14 protein-coding genes are annotated in these 15,051 nt (G+C 74.6%); 5 read left to right on the top strand and 9 right to left on the bottom strand.

Translation table 11 applies throughout. The features are described from left to right. Nucleotides 1-9: 9 nt before the first annotated feature. The 5 genes from IAG42_RS36440 to IAG42_RS36420 are packed head-to-tail and all read right to left on the bottom strand — an operon-like array spanning nt 10 to nt 6,454. Entirely contained in the window at nt 10-1,785 is a 1,776-nt protein-coding gene (locus IAG42_RS36440) for an acyl-CoA dehydrogenase (RefSeq protein ID WP_188341900.1), read from the bottom strand. After that, complete coding sequence (locus IAG42_RS36435) at nt 1,782-2,738, bottom strand: aromatase/cyclase (RefSeq protein WP_188341899.1); 957 nt, start codon at nt 2,736-2,738, stop codon at nt 1,782-1,784. The genes IAG42_RS36440 and IAG42_RS36435 overlap by 4 nt, the downstream gene beginning before the upstream one ends. A gap of 10 nt (nt 2,739-2,748) precedes the next feature. Further along, the gene (locus tag IAG42_RS36430) at nt 2,749-4,503 is read right to left on the bottom strand and encodes an FAD-dependent oxidoreductase (protein ID WP_188341898.1); all 1,755 of its coding nucleotides are present in this window, start codon (nt 4,501-4,503) and stop codon (nt 2,749-2,751) included. Continuing rightward, nucleotides 4,500-4,823, bottom strand: a complete 324-nt coding sequence (locus tag IAG42_RS36425) for an antibiotic biosynthesis monooxygenase family protein (protein ID WP_188341897.1) — start codon at nt 4,821-4,823, stop codon at nt 4,500-4,502. The genes IAG42_RS36430 and IAG42_RS36425 overlap by 4 nt, the downstream gene beginning before the upstream one ends. A 59-nt stretch (nt 4,824-4,882) precedes the next feature. After that, nucleotides 4,883-6,454 carry a class I adenylate-forming enzyme family protein gene (locus IAG42_RS36420; protein WP_188341896.1) on the bottom strand — a complete coding sequence of 524 codons (1,572 nt, stop codon included), beginning with the start codon at nt 6,452-6,454 and terminating at the stop codon, nt 4,883-4,885. Between the two features lie 237 nt (nt 6,455-6,691). On the opposite strand from IAG42_RS36420, the gene IAG42_RS36415 reads away from it, so the two are divergent. Further along, on the top strand, nt 6,692-6,931 hold the full coding sequence (locus IAG42_RS36415; protein ID WP_188341895.1) for a DUF6059 family protein: 240 nt from the start codon (nt 6,692-6,694) through the stop codon (nt 6,929-6,931). A gap of 24 nt (nt 6,932-6,955) precedes the next feature. Here IAG42_RS36415 and IAG42_RS36410 read toward each other — a convergent pair whose 3' ends face one another. The 4 genes from IAG42_RS36410 to IAG42_RS36395 all read right to left on the bottom strand — a co-directional run bounded on the left by IAG42_RS36410 (nt 6,956) and on the right by IAG42_RS36395 (nt 11,369). Then, on the bottom strand, nt 6,956-8,401 hold the full coding sequence (locus IAG42_RS36410; RefSeq protein WP_188341894.1) for an FAD-binding oxidoreductase: 1,446 nt from the start codon (nt 8,399-8,401) through the stop codon (nt 6,956-6,958). After that, complete coding sequence (locus tag IAG42_RS36405; RefSeq protein ID WP_188341893.1) at nt 8,385-9,710, bottom strand: FAD-dependent monooxygenase; 1,326 nt, start codon at nt 9,708-9,710, stop codon at nt 8,385-8,387. Before IAG42_RS36405 ends, IAG42_RS36410 begins: the two co-directional genes overlap by 17 nt. Beyond that, a complete protein-coding gene (locus tag IAG42_RS36400; RefSeq protein WP_188341892.1) occupies nt 9,707-10,465 on the bottom strand; it encodes a thioesterase II family protein in 759 nt (252 codons plus the stop codon). Before IAG42_RS36400 ends, IAG42_RS36405 begins: the two co-directional genes overlap by 4 nt. 82 nt (nt 10,466-10,547) lie before the next feature. Further along, nucleotides 10,548-11,369, bottom strand: coding sequence for an AfsR/SARP family transcriptional regulator (locus tag IAG42_RS36395; RefSeq protein WP_188341891.1), 822 nt, complete (start codon nt 11,367-11,369; stop codon nt 10,548-10,550). Between the two features lie 251 nt (nt 11,370-11,620). Between IAG42_RS36395 and IAG42_RS36390 the strand changes: the two genes are divergently transcribed. The 4 genes from IAG42_RS36390 to solA all read left to right on the top strand — a co-directional run bounded on the left by IAG42_RS36390 (nt 11,621) and on the right by solA (nt 15,029). Beyond that, nucleotides 11,621-11,926 carry a phosphopantetheine-binding protein gene (locus IAG42_RS36390; protein ID WP_188341890.1) on the top strand — a complete coding sequence of 102 codons (306 nt, stop codon included), beginning with the start codon at nt 11,621-11,623 and terminating at the stop codon, nt 11,924-11,926. Nucleotides 11,927-12,037: 111 nt separating this feature from the next. After that, nucleotides 12,038-13,135 (top strand): LLM class flavin-dependent oxidoreductase, encoded by a 1,098-nt coding sequence (locus IAG42_RS36385; protein ID WP_188341889.1) that lies wholly within the window; start codon nt 12,038-12,040, stop codon nt 13,133-13,135. A gap of 11 nt (nt 13,136-13,146) precedes the next feature. Next, nucleotides 13,147-13,884, top strand: coding sequence for a thioesterase II family protein (locus IAG42_RS36380; RefSeq protein ID WP_188341888.1), 738 nt, complete (start codon nt 13,147-13,149; stop codon nt 13,882-13,884). Next, complete coding sequence (solA, locus tag IAG42_RS36375; protein ID WP_188341887.1) at nt 13,881-15,029, top strand: N-methyl-L-tryptophan oxidase; 1,149 nt, start codon at nt 13,881-13,883, stop codon at nt 15,027-15,029. The genes IAG42_RS36380 and solA overlap by 4 nt, the downstream gene beginning before the upstream one ends. Nucleotides 15,030-15,051: the final 22 nt, after the last annotated feature.

Genomic DNA, 15,051 nt, shown 5'->3' with positions numbered 1-15,051 from the left:
GGCTCCCTTCTAGCCCGAGACGTGCGTGTCGTACACGTCGAAGCTGCGCCCCTCGCGGTGCCGCAGGAGCACCTCGTCCAGGACGGACCGGGTGACGGTGTCGGGCAGTTCGGGGACCGGTACGCCGAGCCTGCGGCCGATCCGGCTGAGGGCGAGGACCGCCCAGTCCGGCTGGGCGAGGAAGGAGTCCGTGCCGTCCTGGCCCTGCCACACGCCCAGGCACGCGGCGGCGGCGAGCACCAGCACGTACCGGTCGGCGAGCGCGCAGCCCCGGGGGTCGGCGAGCAGGTCACGGGCCGACTCCGGCAGCGCGGCGCACTGCTCGCGCAGGGCCCTCGTCTCCTGGACGAAGGCGTCGGCGAGGTCGGCGAGCGCGGCCCAGGCCGGGCCGCCGCCGCGCAGCGGTCCCAGCCGGTGCGCGACACCGATCAGGGCGGCGGTCAGCACGTCGTCGCCGCCGGTCAGGGACAGCTTGCGGTAGTCGAGGGGCGGGACGGGCGCGGTCAGCAGGAACAGCCGCGCGGTCGGTTCCTCGGTGGCGAACCACGAGGTGCGGGCCAGGGCGCGCAGCCTCGGCACGAGCACGGCCCGGCAGGCCGCGTTCCCGGCGTGGCCGAGCCCGGCGACGGGCAGGTCCCGCACGAGCTTCTGGAAGCCGCCGTACGCGGGTCCCCGGTCGTAGCCGCGGGCGCCGAGAACGGTGGCCAGTTCCTCGAGGTCCTCGCGCAGCAGGTCCGGCATGGTCAGCTTGACCGCCGCCGCGGTCAGATGGGCGCTGTCGGGCAGCAGGCTCAGGGACCGCAGCCCGGTGACGGCCATGCTGTCGCAGGCCAGCAGGTCGGCGAAGACCCCGGCGAGCGCCTTGTGATGGCGCCGGGCCGGCTGTCCGCCCTCGCGCCCGGCCGTGGCGGCGCGCACCGCGAACCGCAGGGCGCTGTCCACCCCGGCGACGACGGTGCCGGGGATGAGGCAGCGGTTGACCATGTAGGTGCGCAGTGCGAGGGGGACGCCGTCGCCGACGTCCCCGACGAGCGCGTCCGCGGGGGCCGGGCAGTCGGCGAACTCCAGCCCGGAGAAGTGGCTGCCGCGCATTCCGGGGGTGGGAACGCGCGGCAGCCTGCGCAGGCCGCCCGGCGGGAGCCGCTCGGGATCGAGCAGCAGCACGGAGTGACTTCGTGAGCCGGCCGTGGTCGCCGTGCGGGCGTACATGACGAGCGCGTCCGCGCGGTCGGCGTTGATGACGACGTCCTTGCGGCCGCCGAGCACGAAGCCGCCGCCGACGGCGGAGCGCGCCGTGAACTCGTCGCGCAGGATCGCGTTGGCGTGCGCGAGTTCGTGGTGCACGATCGTGACCCGCCCGCCGCCGCCCTGGAGGAGCAGGCGCGCGGTGTGCGCGCGCTGGCGCTCGTCACCGGCCGCCCAGACGGCGGAGGCACCGAACAGGGAGGTGATCCCGTGGCCGAAGCCGAGCGCGACGTCCCGCCGGAACACCGGCCGCAGGACACGGGCGAGCACGTCCGGGCGGGCGAGCCGGCCGCCGAGGCCGCGGGGGACGAACTCGGCGCCCAGGCCCACGTCGGACAGCAGCGCCTCGGTGGCCTCCGGGGTGCGGCGCGCCTCGTCGGCGGCGAGCAGGGCCCGGTAGCCGTGCGGATTGTGCGGGTCGTGGGGGTCGCCGAGGAGCCGCTCGAGGCGGGCGGCGCGCTCGGTCCCGTCGAGGGGCTCCTGCGGGGGCGGGCCCGGCCGGGGCGCCGGGGGCGCGTCGAGGACGGACGACGCGTTCACAGGACGGTGACCGCGCTCTCCGCGTGCCGCTTGGCGAGTTCGAGGGTGGCCGTGCTGTTGCGGCCGAGCGCCTCGCGGACGTAGCGGCGGGCCCGGGCGACGTCCGCGTCCTCGCCCAGGACGCGCGTGATGTTCTCCTCGCGCAGCACGACGCTGTGCTGGGAGGAGACCGTCACGCCCGTCTCGTCGGGGACGACGGACCATTCGCCGGTGTGCGCCGACATCAGCAGCGGGGTCGCCGTCTGCTTGTAGACGATGCGTCCGGCGTGCGGGAAGCAGACGCGGACCGACTCGGTCGTGTGCGTGCCGCCGTCGGCGGTGCGGGTGTCCATCGACATGACCTGCACACCGGGCTCGTCCTCCGTGAAGTCGAGCCGGGAGACGTGCGGCACCAGCTCGGGCCAGTCGCCGATCCGGTAGAGGAAGTCGTAGACGAGTTCGGCGGGGCCGTTCACGCGCACGGAGTCCTCGAACGACAGGACCAGTTCGTCCAGGCGGCCCCAGCGCTCGGCGAGGCGGCGCAGGTTGTCCAGTTCCGAGCGGCTGTTGGTGTCCGTGGCCCGCCGCACCCAGGCCACGTCGTCGGCGTCGTCGTCGGCGACGGTGAACTCGTGCAGCAGGGTCAGCCGCGACCGGTCGGCGCCGAGCGCGTCGACGATCCATGTACCGCCCATGGACTGGACGGGCCGGGCGGGCAGCTCCTGGCGGAACTCGACGCGCCGGCGGCCCGGGTCCAGGAGGCGGCGCGAGGTCCAGGACCTGACCTCGTCGTTGGCGACGGCCCACATGCGCAGCCGTTCGCTGTCGCCGTCGAACTCCAGCTGCTCCACGTGCACGTTGGGCGGGAAGAACAGCGGCCAGCGGACCGCGTCGGAGATCAGTCCGTAGACCACACCCGCGGGCGCGGCCACCGTCACCTCGTGCGTCGTGCGGTGCACTCGCTCAACGGCCATGTCCAGTCCCTCACTTCCTGCTCAGGGGGCGGCCCGGGACGGCCCGCCCGCCCTGTACGCCGGTATCGACCCTGTCCTGAACGGCTCGAAGGGCACCGGAGCCGCGCTCGAGGGGCGCCTCAGGTCCGGCGGGAACCGGGTGGGCGGGGGCCAGGGCGGCGTCCAGCGCGGCCGGGGTCAGGTACTCGCCGCGCGCGGCGAGGTAGCCGTCGGGGCGGACGAGCGCCCAGCCGTCGGCGGTGAGGCCCAGCGCGGCGCACAGGGCGCCGTCGGGGTCGGGCAGCGGTGCGGGCCCGGCGCCGCTGCCGCCCACGGAGCGCACGGACAGCCAGGCCCCGTACCGGTCGGCGGCCTGCTGCGCGGCGCGCACGGGCCGGCCCGACGGGTCGTGGCCGCCGGGGGCGACGAGCAGGGTCCAGCGCACGTCGCGCAGTTCGCGCACGAGGGCGTCGCTGACGCGGGCGGCGCCGGCGACGCGTTCGCCGGGCGCGGGCACGTGGCGCCGGCGCGGCACCATGACGGGCGCCGCGACGGGGGTGGCGACGGGGACGGGTTCGGGTCCGGCGCCGGTGGTCAGCGGGGAGTCGGCGTAGTCGAGGCGCAGGCCGGACATGCCGCCCAGGACCTTGCGCTGGATGGCCCGGCGCAGGGCGGGCAGGGCGCGGACGACGGAGAAGACGACCGGGAGGGCCACGCCCGCCAGCGCGTTGCGGAACTGGACCAGCGCGGTGGCCGTGCGGGTGGAGCCGAGCAGCGCCTTGCCGACGGGGACGCGTTCGTCGCCGTAGGTGTCGAGCAACCGCGCTCCCGCGTGGCCCTGTTGGACCGCGGCCAGTTTCCAGGCGAGGTTGTACGCCTCCTGGATGCCGGTGTTCATGCCCTGGCCGGAGGCGGGGCTGTGCACGTGGGCGGCGTCGCCCGCGACGAACACCCGGCCCTCGTGCATGCGCGGCACCATGCGCTGCTGGAACGTGAACACGGAGGTCCACTCGGGTTCGCCGACCCGTACGTCGGTGCCGAGGCCCCGGGAGAGCTTGGCGGTGAACCGGTCGGCGGCGCCGGTCGCGTCGGGGGTGTCGGGGGCCGTGTCGAGCAGCCTCCAGCGCCCCTGGTCCGCGTAGGGGACCATCATCAGGGCCTGGCCGCCGGTGTGCACCCAGTAGATGCTGTCGGGCGGCAGGTCGGTGCGGACGGGGGCGTCGGCGAGCATCCACGTGTCGCGGCTCTCGCCGAGCAGGGGCAGCCCGAGCGTCCTGCGGACCGTGCTGTGGCCGCCGTCGCAGCCGACCAGCCAGGGCACCGTGCACTGTTCCTCGGTGCCGTCGCCGTGGCGCAGCCGCACCCGGACGCCGTCCGCGTCCTGCTCGAAGCCGGTCAGGCGTACGCCCCATTCGACCTCGGTGCCGAGCCGGGAGACGGCGTCGCGCAGGACGGCCTCGGTGCGGGTCTGCCCGATGATGACGCTGTAGGGGTGGCGGGTCGGCATCGACGCGTAGTCGGCCTCCAGGCGCACGAGGCGGCGTCCGCCGGCGTACATCGTGAACGCCCGGTTGGGGCGGCCGTGTTCGAGGATGCCGTCGACCGTCCCCATCTGGTCGAACGTCTCCAGGGTGCGCGGGTGGACGGCGACCGCGCGGCTGGTGCGGGAGGGGCCCGAGGCGGCGTCGACGAGGCGCACCCGCAGACCCCGGCGGGCCAGTTCGTGGGCCGCCGTGAGGCCGACGGGCCCGGCGCCGACGACGAGGACCTCGGTGCCGGGGCTCATCGGGCGCCGGCCGTGACCGGCTCGGCGGGGGTGCTGCTGCGGTCGGCCAGCAGCTCGTACAGGCCGGGCTCGGGGGTGGCAAGGCCGCGCAGTCCGCCGACGAGCGCCTGGAAGTCGGGGTGGGTGACGGCGGCGCGGTGGGCGGCGGCGTCCTGCCACTGGGCGAGCTCGAGGAAGACGGGCTCGCCGCCGCACAGGCGCAGCGTCTGGTGACCGAGGTAGCCGGGCTGGGCGCTCATGTAGGCCGTGACACGGTCCTTGGCGGCGAGGAACTCCTCGACGTCGCCGTGGACGGTCAGCTTGTTCACGAAAGTCACCATGTCGGGTCTCCTGTCAGGCGTACGCGGGACGTGCGGGGTGGGGGGTGGGAAGAGGTGGGTCAGACGGACAGCCGGCGGCGCAGGACGCGGCGTTCGGGCTTTCCGGTGGGGGTGCGCGGCACGGCGTCGAGGGCCTCGGCGGTGTGGATGCGCTCGAAGACGGCGAGGCGCCGGTTGGCCCGTTCGGCGACGGACGCGAGGACGGCGTCGCGGGTCCCGGGCTCCGGGTCGCGCAGGACGATTCCGGCCCACACCGTGGCGCCGTGCACGGGGTCGGGCCGGCCGACGACGACGCACTCGGCGACGCGCGGGTCGTCCTCGATGACGCGCTCGACGGCGGTCGGCGACACGAGTTCGTTGTCGTGCTTGAAGACGTCGCCGAGCCGGTCGACCAGGTACAGGCGGCCGTCCTCGTCGAGGTAGCCGATGTCTCCCGTGGAGAACCAGCCGTCGGCGTCGATCCGGGACGGCTCGTCGTCGTCCAGGTAGCCGGCCATGACCTGCGGGCCGCGCACCTGCACCTCGCCGGAGGCCCATACCGGCACCGGCTCCCGTGAACCGAGGTCGACGACGCGGCACTCGGTCCCGGGCAGCGCCCGGCCGACGGCGCCGCGCACCGCATCGTCGCCGAAGCTCTGGGTGTGGGAGAGCGGGGAGAGTTCGGCGAGTCCGTAGCCCTGGACGACGGGGACGCCGAGGGCGGCCCGAAGCCGGCTCGCGGCCTCGGGGGACAGCGCGGTACCGCCGGACAGGACGGCCTTCAGGCGGGGCCCGGCCGGGACACCCTCCGGGCCGTCGGCCAGGCGCGGGTCGCCGGCCAGCCGGTGCAGCCGGGCCGGGAGCCCGTAGTAGTGGGTGCAGCCCTCGCGTGCGGCCACGGCGAGCGAGGCCACCGGGTCGGGGTCGGGGCACAGGATCTGCGAGGCACCCGCGCTCACGGCCGAGTTCAGGTGCATCACGTGGAACAGCGGCAGGTGGTTGAGGGTGACCGAGGCGGCGTCGAGGCGGTGGGCCAGGGCGGTCTGCGTGGCGTTGGCGACGAGGTTGCGGTGGGTGAGCCGTACGCCCTTGGAGCGTCCTGTGGTGCCGGTCGTGAACTGCAGGCAGGCCACCGCTCCCGGGTCCGGGGCCGGGCCCGCCGGCTCGAACGGGTCGTCGGGCACGCCGTCGAGGGCGACGTGCAGCGGCACCGTGTCCCCCGGGACCACGCCGTCGTCGGCGTCGGTGACCAGGACGGTGTGCAGCAGGGGAAGCCGCTCGCGCAGCTTGGTCAGCTGTTCGGCGGTGGACCTCGGCACGACGGCGACCTCGATCCCGGCGGCGGCGCACACGTGGTGCAGGGCGTGCTCGTTGACCAGCGGATTGATCAGGGCGACGGTCGCGCCGCTGCGGCTCGCGCCGTAGTAGGCGGCGGGGAACACCGTGTCGAGGGTGTGGGCGACGCCGACGACGGCGCCCGGGCCGCCGGCGAGCCGGGCGAGGCCCCGGGCGATGCGGTCGGCGCGGGCGTCGAGCTCCCCGTAGGTGACGGTGTGCGGTCCGGTGGTGAGGGCGGCGGAGTGCGGGGCGCGTGCGGCGGCACGGCGCAGCAGTCCGTCCAGCGGCAGTTCCGGGTACGTGAAGCGCGGCACGGCGAGCGGCCCCCTTCGACGGGTTGACGGGCTGTCGCTCACCAAGCTGTGCGCCGGTGCTCGAGAAAGGTTCGAAAGCCGCTCGATCCCCGCCTCAGGAACCGCCGGGAGGCGCCGGAGGGCGGGACCCGTGCGGCGCGAGCGGTCCTCCACCCGTCGTCCAGCGGTCGTCGACCCGTCGTCGACCGATCCCTGAGAGCGTCACGGACGACCTGTCCACGGAGCGAGGGAGTCGGCGTGAGCGCGTACCGGCGTTGGCACTACCGTCTGCTGCGGCAGACCTGGAAGGGGCTCGTCGCCATGGGCACGGTCCATCTGGCGGGCGAGATGGGCCAGTTGGCCGTCGAGACGGGCCGGACCGATCCGCCCGGCCCCGCCCTCCAGGGGCCGCCGGCGGGGCACCCGGAACAGCTGTGCCCCGAGGTGCCGCTGAGTGTCCTGGAGCTCAGGCTGATGCGGGAGCTCGGCCGGATCTGACGGTGAGCTCCGGCCCGCGGCCGTTTAGGCGGGGCGGATGCCGAGGCCCTGCCCGAACAGGCCGCGCGGGTCCCAGCGGGCCTTCGCGCGTTGCAGACGGCGGTAGTTGTCCTTGTAGTAGAGGCGGTGCCAGGGCACGCCCGAGGTGTTCCACCGGGGGTCGGTGAGGTCGGGGTCCGGGTGTCCGGCGAGGCAGCCGTCGTTGCCGCCCGCTCCGGGCACGGGCACACCACCGGTCGCGGCGAACACGTCCCGGTACAGGCGGCGCAGCCGGTCGACGGCGTCGTCCGAGGGCCGGCCGTCGACGGTGAACTCCGCCGCCAGGACGGCGTCGCGGTGCGCGCCGGCGGTGGCGAACGTGGGCCGTGTGTTGGCGCGGCCGCCGCCGGAGCCCAGCGTCACGGTCGGCGCGCCGTGGGCGCCGGGGGCCGTGAGGTGCCGGTGCAGGGCGTCGATCTGCGCGTCGTCGAGTCCGCGCCGCAGCCAGGCCGACTTGGTGGGTCCGCCGTGCGCGCCGCCGTCCCGGTCCGTGTCCGGCGCCGACTGCCAGGGGACGACGATCAGTTCTTCGGTGAGCGTGCCGGGGTCGAGGCCGTCGGTGAGCTCGTCGGCGTAGCGGCGCAGCAGGCCGCGCGCGTCGGGCAGGGTGGCGTCGAAGCGGGTGCGGACGACCGCGGCCGCGTCCGTGTCCCCTCCGGGCAGGACGAGGCTGCTGTGCAGCGCCGCGTAAGGGGAGTCGGCGTCGGCGTGCTGCTCGTGCCAGTCCCCGTGGTTGCGGACGAGACGGCGGAAGCTGGCGCGGTCGGTGGTCGCGCGCGGGAGCGCCAGGGTGTGGGCGAGGAGGGTGCCCGGCGGGCGGGGCAGCAGGGTCGTGGGGTCGGATCCGCCGGCGTCCGGAGAGCGGAACCAGCATCGGGTGACGACACCGAAACTTGCGCCGCCGCCGGTGTGGGCCCACCACAGGTCGCGGTGCGGGTCGTTGCGTTCGCGGCTCGCGACGACGGCGCGGGCGGTGCCGAACACGTCGACGACCACGACCTCGATCGCGAGGAGGTGGTCGGCCGCGAAGCCGAAGGAGCGGGTGAGGGCGCCGGGGCCGCCGGCCGTGACCTGTCCGACGACGCCGCCGTGGCCCGGGCCCGCTGCGGGGAGCGTGACGCCCCAGCCCTCGTACAGGGTGCGCCGCACGTCCGTGAGCCGCGCCCCGGCCTCGACCATGAAGGCCCGCCGGTGCGGGTCGTGGGCGACGGCGTTCATCCGCCCCAGGTCGACGACGGCCGCCCCGCCGCCGTCCGCCACCGGACGCCCGGCGTCGTGGCCGCCGTACCGCACCTCGACGCGCTGGCGCCGCCGCGCGGCGTCGGCGACGGCCCGGACGACCTGTGTGGTGGTGACGAGGGCGGGGAACGACGACGGTGCCGGTGCGGTGGGGCGGGTGACGGGGCGCGGGACGCTAGGAGCGGTGGTCATCGTGCACCTTTCTCGCGTGGACGGCACGGGACGCGTGGCGTGCGGGGTCCGCGGCGCCCGTGCCGGTCGGGACGGGCTCGGGGTGCGTGAACAGGTCCGTCCGAACGTGGACGGGGGCGGCCCCGTAGGCCACCTTGGCGGTGATGCGGGCGCCGATCGGGGTCCGGGTGACGAGGTGGGCGGCGGCCGCCCTGGCCAGCGTGGCGGCGCGTCCCGCGGTCCCGAAGAACGCCTTGGCCTGGAGGCGCTGGGCGCGGGTCACCGCGTCGGCGGCGGGCGCGCGCAGCTCCTGGAAGCGGGCCAGGCGGGCGTGGCTCGTGTCGCCCGCGCGCAGGGCCTCGACGAGGACGGGGTGCAGGGCGGCGGCGTCCTGGAGGGCGAGGTTGACGCCCTGGGCGCCGAGCGGTCCGTGGGTGTGGGCGCTGTCCCCGAGGAGGACGAGTCCGTCGCGGGACCACCGCGGGGCACGGGCGGCGAACACGTCGAGCAGCTTGAGGTCCGACAGGCCGGTGAGGTGCTCGGTGACGAGATCGGCGAACTCCGGTACGGCGGCGGCCAGTCGGTCCTTCACCGCGCCGATGCCCCGTTCGGCGACGGCGGGCCAGGACCGGTGCGGCAGGGTCCAGCCGATGCGGATGCGGTCGGGGTGGGTGTCGTGGACGAGGACGGCGGTGCCCTCGGCGCGGTGGACGCGGACGTGCCGGGTGGTGCGGCCGGGCGCGGGCACGGAACACCACACGAGGTCCTGGTCGAAGGTCTCGGTGCGTCCGGCGTCGATGCCGGCGAGGGCGCGGGTGCGCGAGAAGCGTCCGTCGGCGCCCACGACGACGCGGGCGCGCACGGTGAGCGGACGCCCGTCGGGGCCTTTGGCGACGGCTCCCGTGCGGCGGCCGTCCTCCTCGGTCAGCGTCGAGAGCCGGTGTCCGTCCCGGTAGGTGAAGCCGGGCTGGGTGCGGCAGGCCGCGAGCAGGGTCTCCAGCAGGTGCCGCTGGGGCAGGGCGAGGAGCCGGCCGTAGGGGGCGTCCAGGCGGGTGTAGTCGATGTCGAGGAGCAGCCGGTCGCGTTCGAGGACCTGGAATCCGCGCAGGGCGCGGTCCCCTCGGGAGCGTGCCGCGTCGAGCACGCCGAGTTCGTCGAGGATCCGCTGGCCGCCGGGTTGCAGGATCTCGCCGTGGAAGTCGCGGGCGAAGGACCGGGACTTCTCGAGCAGGGTGACGGCGACGCCGGAGCGCAGCAGCATCAGGCTCAGGGCGAGGCCGGCCGGGCCCGCGCCGACGACGCAGACGTCGGTGTTCTGCGCCCGGGTCACGGCGCGCCCAGGGGCGTCGGGGCGGCGGCCGCGTCGATCCGGGCGACCACCCGGCAAGCGCGTCCGACGAGCCGGGGCAGTTCGGGGCCGCGTACGAAGAAGTGGTCGCCCGGCACGGTGCGGCGCACGAAGGTGCCGTCGGTCCACTGCCGCCAGGCGTCGAGCGCCTGCGGTGTCACGACCGGGTCGTGGCTGCCGCCGACGGCGAGCACGGGCACGGGGAGGCGCCCTGGGGCGTCGAGGGCGGCGGCGCGCAGGGAGCGGGCCAGCCTGAGGTCGTCGCGCAGCACGGGCAGGACGGCGCGGTGCCAGACGCTGTCGGGCTCGGCGAGGGTCCCGCCGGGCGCGGAGCCGACGTCGCCCACGAAGCGCAGGAGCTGCTCGTCGCTGATGTCGTCGTCGGACGCGGCCGGGGGCCGCACGGTGTGCGGGGCGGGGCAGGCTCCGACCGCGAGCAGCCGCGGCCCGGGCAGCCCCGCGTCGAGCAGGGCCCGGGTCAGGGTGTGGGCGACCATGCCGCCGAGGCTGTGCCCGTAGAACACGTACGGGCCGTCCGAGGCCGCAGCGGCGATGTCGTCGAACAGGGCGTCGAGCAGCGCCCGCCGCCCGGTCGGCCGCGTCTCGTGGCGGCGCGAGTCGCGCCCGGGCAGCAGCACCGGGACGACCTCGACCCCGGGGCCGCAGCGCCGCGGCCAGCGGCCGAAACCCGACACCCCGGCGCCGGCGTGCGCGAAGCAGTACAGCCTTACGTCCATGGCACTCCAGCCTCCGCGCGTTCCCTGGAGAACGGCTCGAACTCCTCGTCGGGTCCCGCCGCCGGCGTCATCGGACGGCCCGTCAGGCGGCGTACAGGTCGAAGGTCGAGGAACGGCGCGGGCCGCTCATGACGTCGAGCTGCGGGTCCACGGCGAGCATCGCCTGGTGCAGCCGCTGGAGCTGGGGGGCGGGTTCGACACCGAGCTCCTCGATGAGGCGGCGCCGCAGCCGCTGGTAGACGTCGAGCGCACTGGCCTGCCGGCCCGAGCGGTACAGGGCGACCATCGCCTGCGAGTGCAGGCCCTCGTGCTGCGGGTGACGGGCGATCAGGTCGGTGAGCTCGGCGATGACCTCGACGTGCCGGCCCAGGCGCAGGTCGGCGTCGATGCGCCGCTCGCGGGTGACGAGCCGGCTCTCCTCCAGGCGCATCACCTCGATCGTCAGGATGGGCCCGACCCGCACGTCGACGAGCGCGGGGCCCTCCCACAGGCCGAGGGCCTGCCGGTAGGTGGCGGCGGCCTTCTCGTCCTCGCCCTCGTCGGAGGCCTGCTGGGCCTCGCCCACCAGACGCTCGTACTCGTGCACGTCGACGGCGTCGGACGGGACCTGGAGCAGGTAGCCGCCGTGCCGCGTGGCCAGTACGTCCTTGGCGGCGCCCGGCACCCCCGGCCCCATGGCGGTGCCCAGGCGGCGACGGAGCTGGAGTATGTACGTCTGCAGGGTGGTGAGCGCGCTCTGCGGCAGCTCGGTGCCCCAGACCTCCTCCATGAGCGTGGGGACGGGTACGACCCGCCCCGGGTAGAGCGCGAGCAGTGCGAGGATCTGCCGTGGCTTGGCCGCCGTCGGAACGATCGACATCCCGTTGACGGCGGCACTCAGCGGACCCAGAACCTGAATCTTCATGGTCTCCTCCGTACCGGTATCCGATGAGCGTCGATATTGCGCCGCAGAACGGATTCCTGTCCTTTCCTGACAAGCGTGGAGCGAGTCGAACCGTAGCCCCTCGCGAACTTTCGGCCCGTCATCTTCCAGTAGTCTTCGAGCAGTTCTCCACGTGTCGCTTCCTGACACGGCACTGACGCGGACCTGACCCTTTCGGGAGAGGGTCTCGAAGTGCCTTCCGGAAGATTCCCGGCGCCATTAGCTTCGGCCCCATGGAAAACGGTGGAAAGCACGACGTGCCGGCCGCGGCCGACCCGCTGACCCGGCAGCTGCTGCGTCAGATGGTGGCCGGCGCCATGCAGCTCGACCCCTCCGAACTCCCCGACGACCAAGGCGATCTGGTCGACCACGGGCTGGACTCGATCAACACGATGCGGCTGATCTCCGCATGGCACCGGCGCGGCATCGAGGTGGGCTTTCCCGAGCTGATGGCCCGGCCCACCCTCGGTCACTGGTGGGATCTGATTTCCCGGTCCGACCCCGCACAGCACCTCGAGGCCGCACCCACAGCTCCTTGAGAGACGCTCGCGTACGCCCCGCGGCCACGCCGCACCGTCTAAGGTCCGATAGCCGAAGAGCTGCCCATGGTTTTCCGGGAAACCGGAAAAGGACCACCAGACGGAGCCCCCATGAAATTCGGCGTGAACTTCTTCCCGGTCATCGATCCGGCGAAGAAGAGTGCGAGCACCTATTACGACGAAAGCCTTCGGCTGGTCGAACTGGCCGAGGCCCTCGACTTCGAACACGTGCAGACGGTGGAGCACTACGGCTCCCCGTACGGCGGTTACAGCCCCGACCCGGTCGTGTTCCTGACCGCCGCCGCGGCGCGCACCAGCCGCATCCGTCTGGTCACCGGCGCCGTCATCGCCTCGTTCGCGCACCCGGTGCAGACGGCGGCGCGCCTGGCGCTGCTCGACAACCTCTCGCACGGCCGCCTCGACGTCGGCTTCGGCCGCGGCTTCCTGCCCGACGAGTTCGAGCTGTTCGGCGTGCCGATGGAGGAGAGCCGCACCCGGTTCACCGAGGTCGTCGACGCGTGCACCGCCCTGTGGAGCGGCGAGGAGGTCCGCTTCGAGGGCGAGGTGCACCGCTTCGGCCCCGTCACCGGCTTCCCCCGCCCCCACCAGCACCCGCACCCGCCGGTGTTCGTGGCGTCCGCGACCAGCGCCGAGTCCTGCGCGCTGGCCGGCGCCCGGGGCCACCACCTCCAGGTCGTGCCCTCGGTGACCAGCCGTGAGCAGCTGATCGGGATGACCACCGCCTACCGCGCCGCCCGCAGCGCCGCGGGCCACGAGGGCCCGGGCCGCATCCAGATCAAGTACACCTGCTACCTCGGCGAGGACCGCGAGGTGGCGCTCGCCGACGCCCGCACCAACGAGCGCAACTACGTCGAGATGATGGCCGGCGCCGTGGCCTCGTGGGCCGAGGCCCGCTCGGAGCAGTACCCGGGCTACGAGAAGTTCGTCGAGAAGGCGCGCGCCTACGACTTCGACAAGGCACTCGCCGACCACAAGGTGCTGGCCGGCACGCCCGCCGACGTCCGCGCCCAGATCGAGACGATCCGCGGCTGGTACGGCGCGGACATCTGCCTGAGCCTGCAGTTCAACCCCGGGCACGTGCCCTACGAGCGGGCCGAGCGCGCGATGGAACTCTTCGCCGCCGAGGTCGCCCCCGCGTTCACCGAGTCCCACGACGGCGCGCCCGTGCCCGCCGCCGTGGCCGCGTGAGGGGGACCGGCATGCACTCCGACCAGCCTCTGCGCCTGTACGTCTTCCACCACGCGGGCGGCTCCCACCTGCTGTACCGCGAATGGCCCGCCCTGCTGCCCGCACACTGGGACGTCCGTCTCATGGACGTGCCCGGCCGCGGCCGTCTGGCCGGCCGCCCCCAGATCGACGACGCCCGGGAACTGGCCGCCTTCTTCCTGCGCTCGACGGCGGCGGAGCCCTCCGGCCCCTTCGCGTTCTTCGGCCACAGCATGGGCGCGCTCGTCGCCTACGAGATGACCCAGCGCCTGGCCGCGGAAGGCCGCGAACTGCCCGTGTGGCTCGGCCTGTCGGCGCGCGGCGCGCCGCGTCCGCAGGGCGAGGCCACCCGCCGCCACACACTGCCCGACGAGGAGCTGCGCCTGCACCTCGCCGCGATGGGCGGCACGCCGGTGGAGGTGCTGCGCGACGCCGACCTGTGGGAGATGTTCTCCCCCGCGATCCGCAACGACCTGAAGCTCGTGGAGAGCTGGCGCCCGCTGCCGGACACCCCGAAGCTGACCATGCCGGTCGCGGTCTACGGCGGCACACAGGACGTCGTCGTCGCACCCGAACGCCTGGCGGCCTGGGAGAGCTTCGCCGAGCGGTTCCAGGGGCTGCGGATGCACGAGGGCGGCCACTTCTACTTCCAGACGGACCCGCGCCCGCTGATCGAGAAGATCACCCGGGACGCGACGGCGGCCCTGACGGCGGCGGTGAGCCCCTCGTGACCGCGCCGGACGCGGACATAGCCGTCGTCGGTCTCGGCGCCTGGGGCGCGAGCGCCCTGTGGCAGCTGGCCCGACGCGGCCTGCGCGTGATCGGCGTCGACCGCTACGGCCCGGCGAACATCAACGGCTCCTCGTACGGCGAGAGCAGGATGTTCCGCACGGCCTGCCTGGAGCACCCCGGCCTGGTGCCGCTCGCGCAGCGCTCGCGGGAGCTGTGGCAGCAGCTGGAACGGGAGAGCGGCACCCGGCTGCTCGAGCCGACCGGCGCCATGCTGATCGGCCCCGAGGACGGACGGATCGTCGGCGGCGCCCTGCGCGCGGCCCGCGAGCACAGCCTGGACATCGAGGTGCTCGACCGCGACGCCCTGCACCGCCGCAGCCCCGCGCACGAGGCCCTTCCGGCGGACCACATCGCGGTGGTGGAACCCGCCGGCGGCCTGACCCTGCCCGAGGCGACGATCCGCGCCGCGCTCGCCTCGGCCCGCACGGCCGGGGCACAGATCCTCACCGACACCCGGGTCACCGCCCTCGAGTCCGAGAGCGCGGGAACAGCCGTGCACACAGCGGCCGGACGCGTCCTGCGCGTGCGGCAGGTCGTGGTGACGGCCGGCCCGTGGCTGGACCAGCTCGTGCCCGGACTGCCGCTGGAGGTCGTCCGGATGCCCACCACCTGGTTCACCCCGCGCGAGCCGGACGAACGCTTCACGCTGGAGCGGCTGCCGGTGTTCATGCGGGAGGTCGAGGACGGGGACGTGCTGTGGGGCCACGGCACCCTGCCGGGCCGCACCGAGCTGAAGCTGGGGCTCGAGGACGGCGGCCGGCACTTCCGCGTCGTGGACCCGGAGACCCTGGACCGCTCCGTGTCCCCGTCCGACTGGTCCGTCCTCGGCCGCCGGCTCGCCGACGCAGTGCCGGGCGTCGGCCAGGAGCCGTCCCGGGCCACCGCGAACATCTACGCCCGCACGCCGGACGGCCAGTTCCTCATCGGACGGCCCCGCGGGAATCCGCGCCTGGTGGTCGCGGGCGGCTGCAGCAGCCACGGGTTCAAGCACGCCACGGGGGTCGGGGAGGTCCTGGCCGACCTCGTCCAGGGCAAGGAGCCGGCCTTCCCCCTGGGCTTCACCGATCCCGACCGGTTCGAGTGACGCGCGCGGCGTGACGCGCGGG

Origin of the sequence: Streptomyces xanthii (genome assembly GCF_014621695.1) — a bacterium.
GTDB classification, from domain to species: Bacteria; Actinomycetota; Actinomycetes; order Streptomycetales; family Streptomycetaceae; genus Streptomyces; species Streptomyces xanthii.
This window is presented reverse-complemented; position numbering and strand designations above follow the sequence as displayed.

Excerpts from the sequence above, each read along its gene's own strand:
- IAG42_RS36435 (WP_188341899.1), bottom strand. The coding sequence starts at position 2,738 with ATGGCCGTTGAGCGAGTGCACCGCACGACGCACGAGGTGACGGTGGCC.
- IAG42_RS36430 (WP_188341898.1), bottom strand. The coding sequence starts at position 4,503 with ATGAGCCCCGGCACCGAGGTCCTCGTCGTCGGCGCCGGGCCCGTCGGC.
- IAG42_RS36425 (WP_188341897.1), bottom strand. The coding sequence starts at position 4,823 with ATGGTGACTTTCGTGAACAAGCTGACCGTCCACGGCGACGTCGAGGAG.
- IAG42_RS36410 (WP_188341894.1), bottom strand. The coding sequence starts at position 8,401 with ATGACCACCGCTCCTAGCGTCCCGCGCCCCGTCACCCGCCCCACCGCA.
- IAG42_RS36400 (WP_188341892.1), bottom strand. The coding sequence starts at position 10,465 with ATGGACGTAAGGCTGTACTGCTTCGCGCACGCCGGCGCCGGGGTGTCG.
- IAG42_RS36395 (WP_188341891.1), bottom strand. The coding sequence starts at position 11,369 with ATGAAGATTCAGGTTCTGGGTCCGCTGAGTGCCGCCGTCAACGGGATG.
- IAG42_RS36390 (WP_188341890.1), top strand. The coding sequence starts at position 11,621 with ATGGAAAACGGTGGAAAGCACGACGTGCCGGCCGCGGCCGACCCGCTG.
- IAG42_RS36385 (WP_188341889.1), top strand. The coding sequence starts at position 12,038 with ATGAAATTCGGCGTGAACTTCTTCCCGGTCATCGATCCGGCGAAGAAG.
- IAG42_RS36380 (WP_188341888.1), top strand. The coding sequence starts at position 13,147 with ATGCACTCCGACCAGCCTCTGCGCCTGTACGTCTTCCACCACGCGGGC.